The organism is Candidatus Poriferisocius sp., from assembly GCF_965204015.1.
Classification (GTDB): Bacteria; Actinomycetota; Acidimicrobiia; order Acidimicrobiales; family Bin134; genus Poriferisocius.
Genome location: NZ_OZ241965.1, coordinates 2,486,790 through 2,502,434, shown reverse-complemented (window position 1 = coordinate 2,502,434; position 15,645 = coordinate 2,486,790). Strand labels below are relative to the sequence as shown.

General features: G+C 63.4%; 14 protein-coding genes. All 14 read left to right on the top strand.

The window, feature by feature from the left end; translation table 11 throughout:
* Nucleotides 1-4: 4 nt before the first annotated feature.
* Entirely contained in the window at nt 5-1,039 is a 1,035-nt protein-coding gene (gene nuoH / locus ACOGJC_RS11250; RefSeq protein ID WP_419848231.1) for an NADH-quinone oxidoreductase subunit NuoH, read from the top strand.
* A gap of 9 nt (nt 1,040-1,048) precedes the next feature.
* Nucleotides 1,049-1,582 (top strand): NuoI/complex I 23 kDa subunit family protein, encoded by a 534-nt coding sequence (locus ACOGJC_RS11245; protein ID WP_419845084.1) that lies wholly within the window; start codon nt 1,049-1,051, stop codon nt 1,580-1,582.
* Nucleotides 1,579-2,094, top strand: coding sequence for an NADH-quinone oxidoreductase subunit J (locus ACOGJC_RS11240; RefSeq protein ID WP_419845083.1), 516 nt, complete (start codon nt 1,579-1,581; stop codon nt 2,092-2,094). The genes ACOGJC_RS11245 and ACOGJC_RS11240 overlap by 4 nt, the downstream gene beginning before the upstream one ends.
* Nucleotides 2,094-2,393, top strand: coding sequence for an NADH-quinone oxidoreductase subunit NuoK (nuoK, locus tag ACOGJC_RS11235; protein ID WP_419845082.1), 300 nt, complete (start codon nt 2,094-2,096; stop codon nt 2,391-2,393). The genes ACOGJC_RS11240 and nuoK overlap by 1 nt, the downstream gene beginning before the upstream one ends.
* Nucleotides 2,394-2,400: 7 nt before the next feature.
* Complete coding sequence (locus ACOGJC_RS11230) at nt 2,401-4,605, top strand: NADH-quinone oxidoreductase subunit L (protein WP_419845081.1); 2,205 nt, start codon at nt 2,401-2,403, stop codon at nt 4,603-4,605.
* Between the two features lie 15 nt (nt 4,606-4,620).
* Nucleotides 4,621-6,192: a complex I subunit 4 family protein gene (locus ACOGJC_RS11225; protein ID WP_419845080.1), complete on the top strand. Its 1,572-nt coding sequence runs from the start codon at nt 4,621-4,623 to the stop codon at nt 6,190-6,192.
* Nucleotides 6,193-6,201: 9 nt separating this feature from the next.
* Nucleotides 6,202-7,701, top strand: coding sequence for an NADH-quinone oxidoreductase subunit N (locus ACOGJC_RS11220; protein WP_419845079.1), 1,500 nt, complete (start codon nt 6,202-6,204; stop codon nt 7,699-7,701).
* A gap of 10 nt (nt 7,702-7,711) precedes the next feature.
* Complete coding sequence (locus tag ACOGJC_RS11215) at nt 7,712-8,926, top strand: cytochrome P450 (RefSeq protein ID WP_419845078.1); 1,215 nt, start codon at nt 7,712-7,714, stop codon at nt 8,924-8,926.
* A 51-nt stretch (nt 8,927-8,977) separates the two neighbouring features.
* Nucleotides 8,978-9,877: an Fpg/Nei family DNA glycosylase gene (locus ACOGJC_RS11210; RefSeq protein ID WP_419845077.1), complete on the top strand. Its 900-nt coding sequence runs from the start codon at nt 8,978-8,980 to the stop codon at nt 9,875-9,877.
* 76 nt (nt 9,878-9,953) lie between these two features.
* Nucleotides 9,954-11,219: a sulfotransferase family protein gene (locus tag ACOGJC_RS11205; RefSeq protein WP_419845076.1), complete on the top strand. Its 1,266-nt coding sequence runs from the start codon at nt 9,954-9,956 to the stop codon at nt 11,217-11,219.
* 35 nt (nt 11,220-11,254) lie between these two features.
* The gene (locus ACOGJC_RS11200) at nt 11,255-12,502 is read left to right on the top strand and encodes an alkyl sulfatase dimerization domain-containing protein (protein WP_419845075.1); all 1,248 of its coding nucleotides are present in this window, start codon (nt 11,255-11,257) and stop codon (nt 12,500-12,502) included.
* A gap of 108 nt (nt 12,503-12,610) precedes the next feature.
* Nucleotides 12,611-14,083 carry a sulfatase gene (locus tag ACOGJC_RS11195; protein ID WP_419845074.1) on the top strand — a complete coding sequence of 491 codons (1,473 nt, stop codon included), beginning with the start codon at nt 12,611-12,613 and terminating at the stop codon, nt 14,081-14,083.
* 93 nt (nt 14,084-14,176) lie between these two features.
* Nucleotides 14,177-15,127, top strand: coding sequence for an SDR family NAD(P)-dependent oxidoreductase (locus tag ACOGJC_RS11190; RefSeq protein ID WP_419845073.1), 951 nt, complete (start codon nt 14,177-14,179; stop codon nt 15,125-15,127).
* A 15-nt stretch (nt 15,128-15,142) separates the two neighbouring features.
* Nucleotides 15,143-15,613: a hypothetical protein gene (locus ACOGJC_RS11185; RefSeq protein WP_419845072.1), complete on the top strand. Its 471-nt coding sequence runs from the start codon at nt 15,143-15,145 to the stop codon at nt 15,611-15,613.
* Nucleotides 15,614-15,645: the final 32 nt, after the last annotated feature.

Sequence of the window (15,645 nt, the reverse complement as noted above, 5' to 3'; positions counted from 1 at the left end):
CGTGATGTCGGGCCTGCTGGCTGTGGAAGTGCCCTACTGGGCGTCGGCCATCATCAAATTGGGAGTGGTCGCCCTGGTCGTCCCCACCGCCGCGCTGGTGTTGGGCTATGTGTTCCTGCTGAAGATGATGAGCTTCATGCAGAGCCGGTTGGGCCCCATGGAGGCCGGCCCCTACGGCAGTCTCCAACTGCTGGCCGACGGGCTGAAGTTCATTCAGAAAGAGGACATCTTTCCGGAGAAGGCCGACCGGACGGTGTTCGCCCTGGCCCCGCTGGTGGTGCTGGTCTCCACCTTCTTGATCTACGTGGTAATCCCCACCGGCCCCGACGCGGTGGTGGCCCAGTTGGATGTGGGCATCTTCTACGCCCTGGCGGTGTCGTCGCTATCGGTGGTGGGCATCTTGATGGCCGGATGGGCCTCGGCCAACAAGTACGCCCTGATGGGGGGATTGCGGGCCGCCGGCCAGCTCATCGCCTACGAGCTGCCGCTGGTGCTGGCGGTGATGGGCGTGGTGATCCAGGCTGGCACCCTGGATCTGCAAAAGATCGTCACTGCCCAGGCCAACGGTGAAATCTTCGGCTGGGGGGGCATCGGCAACCCGTTCATCCTCACCCAGTTCGTGGGCTTCTTCATCTTCCTGGTGGCGGTGCAGGCCGAGACCACCCAGCCGCCGTTCGACATGCCGGTGGCCGAGTCGGAGATCGTGGGCGGCTACCAAGTGGAGTACACCGGCTTCAGGTTCCTGTTCTTCTTCATGGGCGAGTTCGGCACCGCCTTCGCCTTCGCCGCGCTGGCCGCGGTCTTGTTCCTGGGCGGCTGGGCGCTGCCGTGGGGCGACCTCGGCCACTGGGCGTTCAACATCGCCGGGCCCGTCATCATGCTGGTGAAGGTTCTGGCTGTGGCCGCACTGATCTTCTGGTTCCGCTTCACCTATCCGCGGTTGAGAGAGGATCAGCTCCAGCGCCTCGCCTGGAAGTTCCTCATCCCGTTGTCGCTGGTCAACATCGTTATCACCGGCATTTTCAAGGTCGTTTTGTAGGAGTTCGCCATGGCACTGGTACCAGGATTGATCACAGGGCTGAAGGTCACCGCCCGCACCATGTTCCGAACCCTGTTCGGCGACGGCCTGCCGGTAGTGCCCGCCCCTTCCAAGCACTCCCATACCGTGCAGTACCCCCACGTCAAAGAGATGCCTGCCGACCGGGCCCGAGGGGTGATCGCCCTCCACGAGGAGAACTGCACCGCCTGCATGCTGTGCGCCCGGGAGTGCCCCGACTGGTGCATCTACATCGAAGGCCACAAGTACTTGGCCCCGCCCCGCCGCGAAGGGGGCAAGCCCCGCCAGAAGAACGCGCTCGACCGCTTCGACATCGATTACAGCCTGTGCATGTACTGTGGCATCTGCGTGGAGGTCTGCCCGTTCGAGGCGCTGTTCTGGAGCCCCGAGTACGAGTACTCCGAGCCCCGCATCGCCGACTTGCTCCACGACAAGGAGCGCCTCAGCGAGTGGATGGATACCGTGCCCGACTTCGAGGCCTATGAGTCCGGATCGGAGCAGAAGGTGTTGAAGGTTCCCCGGTGATCGCCGAGCACGTCGCCTTCGGGATCATCGCCGCGGTGATGGTGGCCTCCGCCCTGCGGGTGGTGACCACCCGCGACATCGTCCACGCCGCCCTGTACCTGGTGATCGTGCTGGCCGGAGTGGCTGCCCTGTTCTTGCTGGTAGGCGCCGAGTTCACCGGCATCACCCAGGTGCTCATCTACATCGGCGCAGTGATCGTGCTGTTCCTGTTCGGGATCATGCTCACCCGGTCGGACTTCGACCAGGACGAGGAGACCGACCACAAACGCAAGTTCCCGGCGATACTGACCGCCCTATTGCTGCTGGCCGTGATGATCGGCGCGCTAGTGGACCGCTTCGAAGACGTGAAGCTGGACGCCAACCTGCCCGGCGGTCAGACCCCCCAGACCACCGCCCAGGTATCCGACGAACTCTTCTCCCAGTACATCGTGCCCTTCGAGGCGGTGTCGGTGCTGCTGCTGGCCGCCCTCATCGGCGCCATCGTGATCGCCCGCCGAGAGGAGGGCGGCTGATGTATTTGAACGAGATGCTCTTTTTGGGCGCGGTGTTGTTCTGCATCGGGGTGTACGGGGTGCTGGCCCGCCGCAACGGCGTGCTGGTGCTCATGTCCATCGAGCTCATCCTCAACGCAGTGAACATCAACCTGGTGGCCTTCGGGGCGTTCCACGACACGGTGCAGGGCCAGATCTTTGCCCTGTTCGTGATCACCGTGGCCGCCGCCGAAGTGGGAATCGGCCTGGCCATCGTGCTGCTTTTGTACCGCAACCGCCGATCCATCGACTTGGACCAAGTCGATCTGATGAAGGGGTGATGGGTCGGTGCTGAGCGCGAACATCGCCGCCGCCGAGACCGCGGGCAAAGCCGTGGCCGCCTCCGGCTGGTTCCTGGAGAACGCCTGGCTGATCTGGCTGTTCCCGGCAGTGTCGTTCCTCCTGATCCTGCTGTTCGGCAAGCGGTTCCCACGGGGGGGCTCCGAGATCGGCATCGCCGCGGTCGGGGCCTCTTTCGTGTTCGGCCTGATCACCGCCATCCAGTGGATCAGCGAAGTGGAGGGCGCCGGCGGAGGGGGCGCCGAAGGCGAGCACGCCCTAGGAGCAGGCGGCCTGGTCGTCGCGGCCGAGGGCGAGGCCTCCGGCGGGGTGGGCGCGCTCACCCGGTCGATCACCTGGCTCACCAACGGGGCCGAAGCCATCGGAGCGGGCATCATGATCGACGGCCTGGCCGTGATGATGATCTTCGTGGTCACGGTGGTGTCGCTGCTGGTGCACATCTACTCCACTGACTACGTGGCCGGCGACCGCCGCTACACCCACTTCTTCGCCTTCTTGAGCCTGTTCACCGCGTCGATGCTCTTCTTCGTCACCGCATCCACCACCATCCAGATGCTGGTGGGTTGGGAGCTGGTGGGGGTGTGCTCCTTCGTGCTCATCGGCCACTGGTGGGAGGAAAAGGACAACTCCGACGCCGCCCTCAAGGCCTTCTTCACCAACCGGGTGGGCGACATGGGCATCATCATCGGGGTGTCCATCCTGTTCTTCGGCGCGGGCACCTTCGACGTGATCGGTGTGAACGAAGCTGCCATTAACGGCACCATGAGCCACACGGTCACCCTGGCCGCGGCGCTGTGCCTCACCGCTGCGGTCATGTCCAAGTCGGGCCAGTTCTTCCTCCACACCTGGCTGCCCGACGCCATGGCCGGGCCCACCCCGGTGTCGGCCCTCATCCACGCCGCCACCATGGTCGTGGCCGGCATCTTCATGGTGGCCCGGCTCTATGGGGTGTTCTTCGAGGGCTACGCCATCGGCGGCTCCAGCATCAACACGCTGGCCCTGATCGGCGGGATCACCACCCTGGTGGGCGCCACCCTGGCCTTCGTCCAGAACGACATCAAGCGGGTGCTGGCCTATTCCACCGTCTCCCAGCTGGGCTACATGGTGCTGGCGTTGGGCGTGGGGGCATGGACCGCGGCCCTGTTCCACCTGTTCACCCACGCCTTCTTCAAGGCCTGCCTGTTCCTGGGATCGGGCTCGGTCAGCCACGCCGTCCACTCCTTCGACATGAAGAAGGACATGGGCGGCCTGCGCAAGGTCATGCCCCACACATATCGGACGTTCATGATCGGCACAGTGGCCCTGGCCGGCCTGCCCATCCTGTCGGGGTTCTGGTCGAAGGACGAGATTCTGGTGGGCACCGGCGGATGGGGTCTGTTCGGCGGTACGGGGGGCAACGGCGCCTACACCGTGATGCTGGCCATGGGCATGATCACCGCCGCGCTCACCGGGGCCTACATGACCCGGGTGGTGTACCTCACCTTCTTCGGGGAGTTCCGGGGCCACGGCACCCCCCATGAGTCCGGCCCCCGGATCACCGTGCCGCTGTGGATCCTGGGCGGCTTGGCCGTGGTAGCCGGATTCATCAACTTCCCGGCTGGCTTCCAGCTCGTTCCCGCGTCGTGGGAGGAGAAGTTCCTCCAGTGGGTGGAGCCCGTCGGGGTGAGCTACTTCCCGGCCATCAAGCACGCCACCCCGTCGTGGACGCTGGCCATCGTGTCGGTGATCGTGGCGCTCATCGGCATCGGCGCCGCCTATTACTACTACTTCGTCCGGGTCCGGGCGGTTAGCCCGACAGCCACCGAACTGCCCGATGGCCCCACGTCGAGATCGGCAGTGGCCCGTCTCGGCCACCGGATCCTGGTCAACAAGTACTACCTCGACTGGCTGTACACCACGGTGATCGTCGGCTTCGTAAAGGGGCCATTGGCCCGGGCGGCCTATTGGACCAACCAGAACGTCATCGACCGGGTGGTCAACGAGGCCGGCACGCGGTCGGTACAGGCCGGAAACATCGTCTACCACAAGGTGGACCAGATGGTGGTAGACGGCATCGTCAACGCCACCGGCAAGATCTCCGACAGTTCGGGGGAGGAGCTGCGCCGCATCCAAACCGGCAAGGTTCAGCAGTACGCCGCCATCATGTTCGCCGCCGCCACCATCCTGGCCGGCATCTTCATCATCGTCATCTAGGGAGCACACATACACATGGGTGAATTTCTCAACGACTGGGGGCTCAGCATCGCGACGTTCCTGCCGATCATCGGCGCGGCCGTCATGCTGCTCATCCCCAAGGACCGAGAGCAGCTTCACAAGCTGATCGCCTTGGCCACCACCATGGCGGTGGCCGTCTTCGGCTTGCTGCTGTTGATCCAGTTCATCGACAACGACAACTACGGCGCCCTCAACTTTGTGGTGGACAAGGGCTGGATCGACGTCATCGATTCCCGCTACATCATGGGCGTCGACGGCATTTCCCTGCCGCTGATGCTGCTCACCATGCTGATCGTGCCCCTGTGCGTGATCTACTCCTGGAACCACTTCCCCGAGCCGCACAACCCCAAAGCGTTCTTGATGCTGCTGCTCATCCTGGAAACCGGGATGATCGGCACCTTCGCGGCCCAAGACCTGATTCTGTTCTTTGTGTTCTTCGAGGTCGTGCTGCTGCCCATGTACTTCATGATCGGGGTGTGGGGCGGCGAGAACCGGCGATACGCCGCCATCAAATTCTTCTTATTCACCCTGTTCGGCTCGGCTTTGATGCTGGTCAGCTTCCTGGCTCTGTACTTCCTGGCCGATGCCGGCACCTTCGACATGCGGCTGCTGCCCGAGGCAGCGGCCGGCATCGCCAAGTCGTCGCAGGTCTGGGTGTTCGGCGGCATGTTCCTGGGATTCGGCATCAAGGTGCCCATGTTCCCGTTCCACACCTGGCTGCCCGACGCCCACACCGAAGCCCCCACGGTGGGCTCGGTGATTCTGGCCGCGGTGCTGTTGAAGCTGGGCACTTACGGCTTCGTGCGCATCGCCATCCCCATCCTGCCCGAGGCCGCCGCCGAGTGGGCGCCGTTCATCGGGCTGTTGGCGGTGATCGGGATCATCTACGGCGCCTTGGGCTGTTTGGCCCAGCGCGACCTGAAACGGCTGGTGGCGTTCTCCTCGGTGGCCCACATGGGCTTCGTGATGCTGGGCATCGCCACCCTCACCGACTTCGGCATCAACGCCGCAGTATTCGGCATGGTGGCCCACGGGCTCATCACCGGGATGCTGTTCTTCTTGGCCGGATCGGTCAAGGAGCGCTATCACACCCTGGACATGTCCCGGCTGGGCGGGCTTTTGGTGCAGGCGCCCCGCATGGGCTGGATCCTCGGGTTCTGCGCCATGGCCTCGCTGGGCCTGCCCGGTCTGGCCGGGTTCTGGGGCGAGTTCCCCGCCATCTTGGCCTCCTACAATCCCGCGGCCGTGCTGGCTGAGGAAACCTTCCGGTCGTACATGGTCATCGCCGCGTTGGGCACAGTGCTGGCCGCCGGCTATCTGCTGTGGATGCTCCAGAAGACCGCCTTCGGAAATCCCCGAGAGGAGTTCGCCAACGACCCCCACGTGCACGACGCCACCGTGTCCGAGTACCTGGCCTGGGCCCCGCTGCTCATCCTGATCTTGGTGCTGGGCGTGTACCCCCACCTGCTATTCGGGGCCACCGATCCCGCAGTGGTCAACTCGCTCAGCGAGTGCCTGGACTCGGCCACTAGCGGCGCCTGCTTCGACGCGGCGGCCGGGAAGTAGGCCACACCGGTGCTCTCGTCCCTGCCCTCGATTGTCGGCTTCGTTCGACCGGACATCGACTGGCATGCCGTCGCGCCCGAGCTCACCCTGCTGGGGGTGGGCGCGGTGGTCACGCTGATCGACATCGTGCTGTTGGAGCGGGGACGGGCCTACACCTCGGCGCTGGCCGGCATCGGCTTGCTGGTGGCGCTGATCCCCATCGTGACCCTGGCCGCCGATGGGACCACCCGGGAGATGTTCGGCGGCGCCTTCGTGGTGGACGACTTCGCGCTCATTTTGAAGGCCATGTTCATCGTGGTCGCCTACATCGTGGTGCTGTTGTCCACCAACTACATCGCCGAGGGCGACTACTGGGAGAACGAGTACTACGGCCTTCTGCTGGCATCGGTGATGGGCATGGTGCTGATGGCCTCGGCCCGCGATCTGGTCACCATCTTCGTGGCCTTGGAGCTGCTGTCCATCCCCGCCTATTTGATGGCCGCGTGGCGCAAGGCCGACCCCAGGAGCAATGAGGCCGGGCTCAAGTACTACCTGATGGGGGTGTTCGCCTCGGCCATCATGCTGTACGGCATGTCGCTGCTGTTCGGGCTGGCCGGCGACACCCGTCTGTCGGTCATTTCCGACACAGTGTCGAGCGGAGATGCCAACCCGGTGGTGATCCTGGGCATCATCTTCGTGATCGTCGGGTTCGCCTTCAAGGTGTCGGGCTTCCCCTTCCATACCTGGGCCCCCGACACCTACGAGGGCGCGCCCACTCCGGTGACCGCCTTTTTGGCCGTGGCCTCCAAAGCAGCCGGGTTCGTGGCCCTCATGCAGTTGGTGTACGCCGGCTTCCCCGGGCGGGACGATGTCTACCAACCGCTGCTGTGGATCCTGGCCGTGGGCTCGATGACCGCCGGCAACCTCATCGCCCTGCGCCAAGAGAACATCGTGCGCCTCATGGCCTACTCCGGGGTGTCGCAGGCCGGGTTCATGCTGGCCCCCCTGGCGGTGGCCGGCGATATCGGCAGTGAAGCCCTCTCCGCGGTGATCATCTACGTGCTGATCTACGCCGCCATGAACCTGGGCGCCTTCGCGGTAATCATTGCGGTGGCTCGCCGCACCGCTTCCGGCCAGATCAGCTCCTATGCCGGGCTGTTCAAATATGCCCCGGGCATGACCATTCTCATGACCATCTTCCTGTTCTCCTTGGCTGGCATCCCCCCGCTGGGCGGCTGGTTCGCCAAGTTCGCCGTATTCCGGGCCGTGGTGGAAGCCGACACCGGCTGGGGCTACTCCCTAGCCGCCATCGCCGCGGTCAACTCGGTGATCGCGCTGTTCTACTACGCCAAGGTGGCCCGCATGATGTGGTTCGAGAACGCCCCCGAAGAGGCCGAAACATCGTCTCTGCGGGTACCCCCCTCACTGGTGGCCGCCCTCGGGCTCACCGCCGCGGCCACCCTCCTGTTCGGCATCTACCCCGCCGTCATCACCCACTTCACCGAAGGCACCCTCATCGCATTGCCTTAGCATCAGGGGAATGCCACTGAACACCGCTCCGGTCATCCCGCTCGATGACGACGCCTATTGGGACAATCCCTACCCGATCATTGCCGAGCACCGTGACCGCCATCGCACCGCCGTAACCCCCGATGGCATGAAGGCGATTCTGCGCTGGTCGGATGCCGAGGAGATCAAGAAGCGTCCGGAGTTTGAGAACGAAGGCCTCGAGTACATCGAAAAGCGGGGCTTCAAGCCCGGTGACCCGCTGTATGAGTGGCGGCGCTATTCGATTGGGGCCCGCAATGGCGAGGACCACCGCCGACTCCGGAGCCTGGTGAACCGAGCCCTGACTCCGAAATCGGTGGAGAAGGTCCGCCCGGTGACCCGCGAGCACGTTCGGGCGCTTCTTGAGCGGCATGCAGAATCAGGCGAGTTCGACGTCAGAAAGGAGATCACCGCCATCCCATTCATGTCGGTGGTTGCTTTCCTCGACATTGAGATGGACGAAGCAGCCAACATCGGAAAGCAAATGGCGGGAGCGGGGGCCGATGCCTTCGGCCCCAATGTGACTCAAGAGATCCGAGACCGGGCCAACGACACATTCGCCGCATTGATGGCGTTCGTTGGCGAATTGGTGGAGAGCCGACGGTCAAACCCGCGCGATGACCTGCTCACCCGGTTGATCGAAGCCGAAGAGGACGGCCATCGGCTGAGCCATGACGAGCTGATCGTGTTGTTCACCAACATCTTCGGCGGCGCCATTGAGACCACCGCCAGCATGATGACCAGCACGTTCCTCGAGTTCGCCCGCCACCCCGACCAGCTGGAATTGCTGCGCCGCGATCCCGAAGGGCTCAAACGCGGCGCAGTGGAGGAGGTGCTCCGTTACCAGCCCGCGTTCTACGCCAGCGGCAACAAGGCCAACGCCAGCGCGGAGGCCGCGGGGCTTCACTTTGAGGCTGGCGAACCGCTCAGCATCATCATCGGCGGCCCCAACCGCGACCCGGCCCGCTATTCCGAACCCGACCGATTCGACATCACCCGCGACCCAACGGTTTGGTCGTTCACCTTCAGCATGGGCCCGCACTTCTGTCTTGGCCAGGCGCTCGCTCGGGCCGAACTCCAAGAAACCGCCGCGGTTATCGCCCGCCACACCCGCGACCTCGAGCTCACCGCCGAACCCCACTGGCTACCCCGGGTCATGGTCAACCACGTCGACCAATGCCCCATCCGCTACCGCTACGAACCCTAAGCCCAAGCCGTAGTCTCTGGCTGATGGCCCAGACAGAACGGCATTGCTGATATGCCTGAGCTGCCTGATGTGGTGGTCTATTTGGAGTCGCTGGACCGGTATGTGGTGGGGCGGGAGCTGCGCAAGATCCGAATAGTCGGGGTCAGCCTGCTTCAGACGTTTGACCCTCCGATTAGCGAGGCTGAGGGGCGAACGGTGGTCGGCACCAAGCGGTTGGGCAAGCGGCTGGTACTAGGGCTGGACGGATCTGATGATCTGTACCTAGTGATCCACTTGATGGTGGCGGGGCGGTTGCGGTGGCGGGATGAGGTGGGGGCCAAGCCACCGGGGAAGATCGGGTTGGCCGCCTTCGATTTCGACCACGGCACTTTGGTGCTCACCGAAGCCAGCAAGCGCAAGAAGGCGTCGCTGTGGCTGGTCCGGGGGGCCGACGCGCTGGTCGAGCAGCACGACCGGGGCGGAGTGGAACCACTGGAAGTGGACGAGGTCGAGTTTCGCGACGCCCTGACGGGCCGCAACCGCACTCTGAAGCGGGCCCTCTGCGACCCCACCGTGTTCAGCGGCATCGGCAACGCTTACAGCGACGAGATCTTGTTCCACGCTGGGCTGTCCCCGGTGCAGCGCACCGGCAACCTCGACGACAACGAGATTGCCCGCCTCTACGAGGCCACTCGAACCACGCTGGTCGACTGGACCGAGCGCCATCGCCAAGCGGTGGGCGGCGGCTTCCCCGACAAGGTCACCGCCTTCCACGACGACATGGCCGTCCACGGCAAGTTCGGCCAGCCCTGTCCGGTATGCGGGGTTCCCGTCCAGCGCATCGTGTACGCCGATAACGAGGTCAACTACTGCCCCCAGTGCCAAACCGACGGTCGCATCCTGGCCGACCGCTCCCTATCCCGCCTCCTCAAAGACGACTGGCCCCGCAGCATCGAAGACCTCGAAGACTGACTCCCATCTTTGACTCCACTTCCGGAACTTAGAATGATCAACCGACTCCCATGGATGGCCTGTTGAGAGAGTGCCCATGAACGAAATCCGAATCTCCGACCTCGCCGAGCCCAAGTTGACAGAGTTCCAAATCAGCGCCCGAGAATTCGGTGACGAGCTCACCGTCTCTTTTGACCGAGATGAGATCTTGGCCGAAGCCTGTGCCGAAACTGGGATGAGCGACTACGGCCCCGATGATTTTCTCGAGCGCCTCGACCTCGTCTGCGAAGACTGGGGCACCGACCCAACTATCAATGGTCTGGGGCGGTTCATTCTGCGGACACAACTCGTTGGCTATGCCCGAACCCGTTTGCTGGTCATGGGCTATCTCAAGCACCACCCCGATGTGCACGACATCGAGATTCGACAGCCCATCATCGTTGTCGGACTCCCTCGCACCGGGACAACCCATCTGGTGAACCTGTTGGCCGCTGACTCCAGAATGCGCTCACTGCCCTGCTGGGAGGCGAGTGAGCCACTGCCTCGACCCGACGACGAGATGCTCCCCGATGGCACAGACCCCCGGTACCAGCGCAGTGCGGACGGGTGGGAGATGTCGGTGCAGTCTGCGCCCTTGATCGCCGCCATGCACGACATGGCCCCCGATACCATCGACGAGGAAATCTCGCTCATGTACTCGGACTTCTCCACCTACAGCTTCGAATGGAACAGCTTTGCCCCCCGCTTTCGGGACCACTACTACGCGAGCGACCAACTGCCCCGTTACGAGTACCTGAAGACCATGCTCAAGCTCTTGTTGCATCGTCAGCCTCCCGATGCGCCAACCCGCTGGGTGCTGAAGTCACCCATGCACCTGGAGAATCTTCCCGAGCTCAGGGCCATGTTCCCCGATGCCACCTACGTGATGACCTACCGGGATCCGGTATCGGTCATCCAATCGGCCATAACCATGCTGGCCTACGGCCAGCGCATGACCCGCAAGTCGGTAAGGATCGCCCAGTTGGCCGAGTACTGGCCCGACCGGATCGAGCGGCTCCTACGGCGGATGGTGGAGCACTTCCACCTGCTGCCGCCGGAACAGCGGGTCGACGTCCACTTCCACGAATTCATGGCCGACAACGCCGCGGTGGTCAGACGGGTCCACGACACTGCCGGCCTTCCCGGGACCGAGCAGTCTCAAAGGGAGATAGCTGACTACGTGGGGGCAAACCCCCGAGGCAAACACGGCCAAATCGTCTACGACCTCGAGGGCGACTTCGGGGTCAATCCGTCGATGATGCGCCAGCGCTTCAAGTTCTACTTCGATGCGTTCGGCGTGCAGCCCGAAGGAGAGATGGGATGAGCGACATGAACCAACATGAACGAAGGGATCCCTGAATGCGTACACCGATTTATCGCTCTCGTCCGGTGGATCCCAAACCGGCAAGATTCGGCCGCTGTGAGCGGATCAACGACTTCGTGGTGATGTCGGAGGGTTTCTCCAACGTCTATCTCCTGGAAACCGGGGGTCCCAGCGTGCTGGTCAACTCGGGCATGGGGATCGAAGCACCGGTCCACCATCACAACCTCTCCACCCACTCAGATGCCCCCATCGGACATCTGGTTTTCACCCAGGGGCATGTGGACCACGTCGGGGGGACGGCCTTTTTTCGAGAGCTCTACCCCGGCCTCGAGGTGATTGCCCAAAGCGGGAACCCCGAACATCAGAGCTACGACAACCGCCTGGCCTGGTTTCGGGCCCAACGATCCGGGTTCGCCTTTGACGATGAGTACGCGGTCATGAACCGCCATTACCGCGACCACGGGTACACCCACTTCAACCCGCAGGATGCCCCCACTCCTGATGTGCTCTTCGACGACCGGCTGGAACTCAACGTGGGCGGGTTGGAGGTTGTGCTCGTCGGATGCCCCGGCGCGGAGACCAACGATTCACTGATCGTCTGGCTCCCGCAACACCGCATCTGCCTCACCGGCAACCTGTTCGGCTGCCCGTTCGGCCACTTTCCCAATCTGTCCACCATTCGGGGCGACCGCTACCGCGATGCCCTGGTTTGCGCTCAGGCGGCTCAGACGGTGCTCGACCTCGCTCCGGCGATGATCCTCTACGGACATCACGCTCCGGTTGTCGGCGAGGACGTGATCGAAGCCGAGTTGACCGCCTTTCGCGATGGAACCCTCTACGTACACGACGAGACCGTGAAGGGGATGAACGAGGGCAAAGACGTCCGCACGCTCATGAGAGAGATCTCTCTGCCTCCGGAGCTGGAGCTGGGAGAGGGCTACGGCAAGGTGTCGTGGGGGGTGCGCTCCATCTGGGAGCACTACAGCGGCTGGTTCCACGCCGAATCCACCACGGAACTCTACGACTTCGGCCCTCGGTCGGTGGACGCCGACTTGGTGGAACTGGCCGGCGCGGAGCGGATCGTGGAACGAGCCGGCGAGAAGCTGGCGGCCGACCGCCCCGAAGAAGCGCTCCACTTGCTCGAGATCGTTCTCGGCCACCGGCCCGATCATGCCGGAGCCCGAGAGCTGTCTCGACAAGCCCACCAGCGACTGCTGGACAAGTCTGAGAACATGTGGCTGACACGGTGGCTCAAATACCAGTTGGAATCGCTGGCCGACTGACTGGCAACCGTCACCGTGTAGCTCGGTTTCCTAATCGCAACGCACTTTTAGGCCGCACCCATACTCCAGGAGGCAAGGGGATGGGATCATTCAGGGGAGGGGCCACAAATGGCTGACCAAGATGGAAACGGCGCAGCGCCCAATGTCTTGTTGATCACTACGGATCAACATCGCTGGGATTGGCTTGGGTGCCACGGCACTCCTGGGGTTGTGACCCCTCACCTCGATGCATTGGCGGGGCGAGGAACGAGGATCACCGGCCATGTCACCAATTCGTCGGTATGTGTACCGGCGCGGATCGGGCTGGCAACTGGGAGGACCCCGCTGTCAATCGGGACGCAGTCCAACAACGACGTACTCGACTCCTCCCTGCCGACGTACTACCAACAGCTTCGCGATGCCGGCTACAAGGTCGGTGTAGTCGGCAAGCTCGACCTCGACAAGGGAGATCTTCAACATGGTCCCCGCGGCGATCGTCCCAAGGCATACCGCTGGGGATTCACCCACCCCATCGAGACACTGGGCAAGATTATCGCTGGCCTCGATTTCGGCGACGCACCTTCTGGTCCATACGGGATGTGGCTTCGAGAACAAGGGCTATGGGAGGGCTTTCGAGATGACTACACCGCCCGGGTCCAGGAGATTTTTGCCGGACGCCCGGGGTTCGGCGACGAGCAATCACTGTCCGATCTGTGGTACCGAGACTCAGTGCTGCCAACCGAGGCATGGATGGACCACTGGATCGGCCAAAAGGCGTGTGAATGGCTCGAAGAAGTTCCCAGTGGTTTCCCCTGGCACCTCTATGTCAGCTTCTGCGGACCTCACGATCCGTTCGACCCGCCAAGGGAGTTCGGAGAGCAATTTCGCGACGCTGAAGTCCCTGAACCGGTGCTCGACGAAGGCACGCCTCGGGCCAAGAGGTTCGGCCAGTCACAGTCTGCTCTCCCCCCGGATGAGTTGATGAAAGCCCGCCGCCAGTACACAGCGGAGTTGGCCGCCATCGACATCCAAATCGGCGAAATCCTGACTGCATTGGACGCGATCGGGCAGACCGACGACACGATAGTGATGTTCACTGCCGACCACGGTGAGATGCTGGGCGATCACCGACTCTTCCAGAAGCACTACGGCTACGAACCGTCGATGCGGATCCCGATGATCGCGGCCGGACCGGGAATCTCCACCGGGGTCAGCGAGGCTCTAACCGAACTCATCGACGTGACGGCCACGATTCTCGACTACACCGGCACGGATATCGCGGGGATCGACGGTCGCTCACTGCGCCCGATCCTCGAGCAACCCGAGACTCAAATCCGGAGTGCGACGACCTGCACCGAGCACCAGCATCGAACGGTCCGCACCGACCAATGGAAATACATACACAATGTCCAATCACCCGACGACCCTCACGAGCTCTACAACCTGCTCGAAGACCCTGACGAGACCACAAACTTGATCGACTCTGAGCCCTCCGTCGCGAAGGACCTTCTCCAGTTGCTGGTCGAGATGCTCGACGCCGAAAAGGTACTGACCCCCCATGACGCTGAGTCATCTGGTTTCCTCGTCGCCAAGGGCCAATGACCACCGGGCCCTCAGCATCGAAGACCTTGAAGACTTATCAGCAGCTTTTTCCGCCGCGAACTATGTTCCCGGTGTCGACTAGGAGGCCACAGCATGAGTTCGTTCAGTCGAGAGTCCACCGCCGAAGAGGTTGTTGACGGGCTCGACCTGTCGGGGCAGATCTTCATGATCACCGGCACATCCAGCGGGTTGGGAGAAGAGTCGGCCCGGGTGCTGGCCGCCCGGGGGGCCCGGGTCGCCATGCTGGCCAGGAACGCCGAGGCCAACGTTGAGGCCGCCGATCGCGTCCACTCGTCAGTTCCCGAGGCTGATCTGTCGATGCACCAGGTGGACCTTTCGGACTTGGCCAGCGTGGAGAGCTTCGCCGCCGAGGCCGCCGATCAGTTCGACCGCATCGACGTGCTGCTGAACAACGCCGGCGTGATGTGCTGCCCATTCGGCCGAACCGCCGATGGCTTTGAGATGCAGTTCGGCACCAACCATCTGGGCCACTTCGCCTTAACGGCCCGGCTGATGCCGCTCTTGCGCCAAGCCGAGAGTCCTCGGGTGGTAACCCTGTCGTCGGGGGGCCACCGCATCTCCGACGTGGATCTCGAAGATCCCAACTTCGAGACCACTCCCTACGACCCCTGGGTGTCCTACGGCCGGTCGAAGACCGCCAACATCCATTTCGCCGCCGAGTTGGCTCGGCGCTGCGGCGATGAATTGGTCTCGCTGTCGGTCCATCCCGGAGCAATCCCCACCAAGCTGGGCCGGCACATGACCAAAGAGATGATCGAAGGCATGAGACAGCGAGCCAAGGCCAGCTCGTCCTCAGGCCAAGGCCTCCAATACAAGACCCTGGAATCCGGCGCCGCCACCCAAGTTTGGGCCGCAACCGCCCCGGAATTGGCCGACCACAACGGCAAGTACCTGGCCGACTGCAACGTGGCCGAACCGGGAACAGGCGAAATCGGCTACGCCCCTCACATCTACAACCCGCCCATTGAGGCCGCGCTCTGGGAGCTCAGCGAACAACTGGTCGGGCTGAAGTTCGACACCTAGCAGGGACCGAACACCTTGGCGCCGCAGCTTTCCCGCAGGGCGTTGCGAGCGGCCGCGTGCCTCTGTCTCATCGCCCCAGCATTCGTCGCGTGCAGCAGCCCCTCGGTCGACGCCGGTCTCTGTGTCCCGGCGAAGCTCACCTCTGTTGAGACGCTGCAAGCAGGGTTGACCACCGACGGAACCCTCCGCCACGCCCGAGTCCACCAGCGGGATGACGACACGGTTTTCTTGAGCGCCGAGCTGCTGCCGGAAGGGGAAGACGAGGACTACGACGGCGACATTTTGACCTGGTACACCGCCGATGAGGACAGCGGCGACTTTGCCTCGGTGGATGACAACGCCCGCGACGACTCAATGTGGCCGTCTGCCCCATTCCGGGTGAACGAAGAGGGAGCCATGGCATCGCGGGGATGCGTGCTCACCCTGCGGGGAGAACCCGAACTGGCCTGCGAAGACGAATACGAAGAATTGGTAGGAATCTGTTGACCCCAATGCAGGCCATGGCAATGGCGGATGTC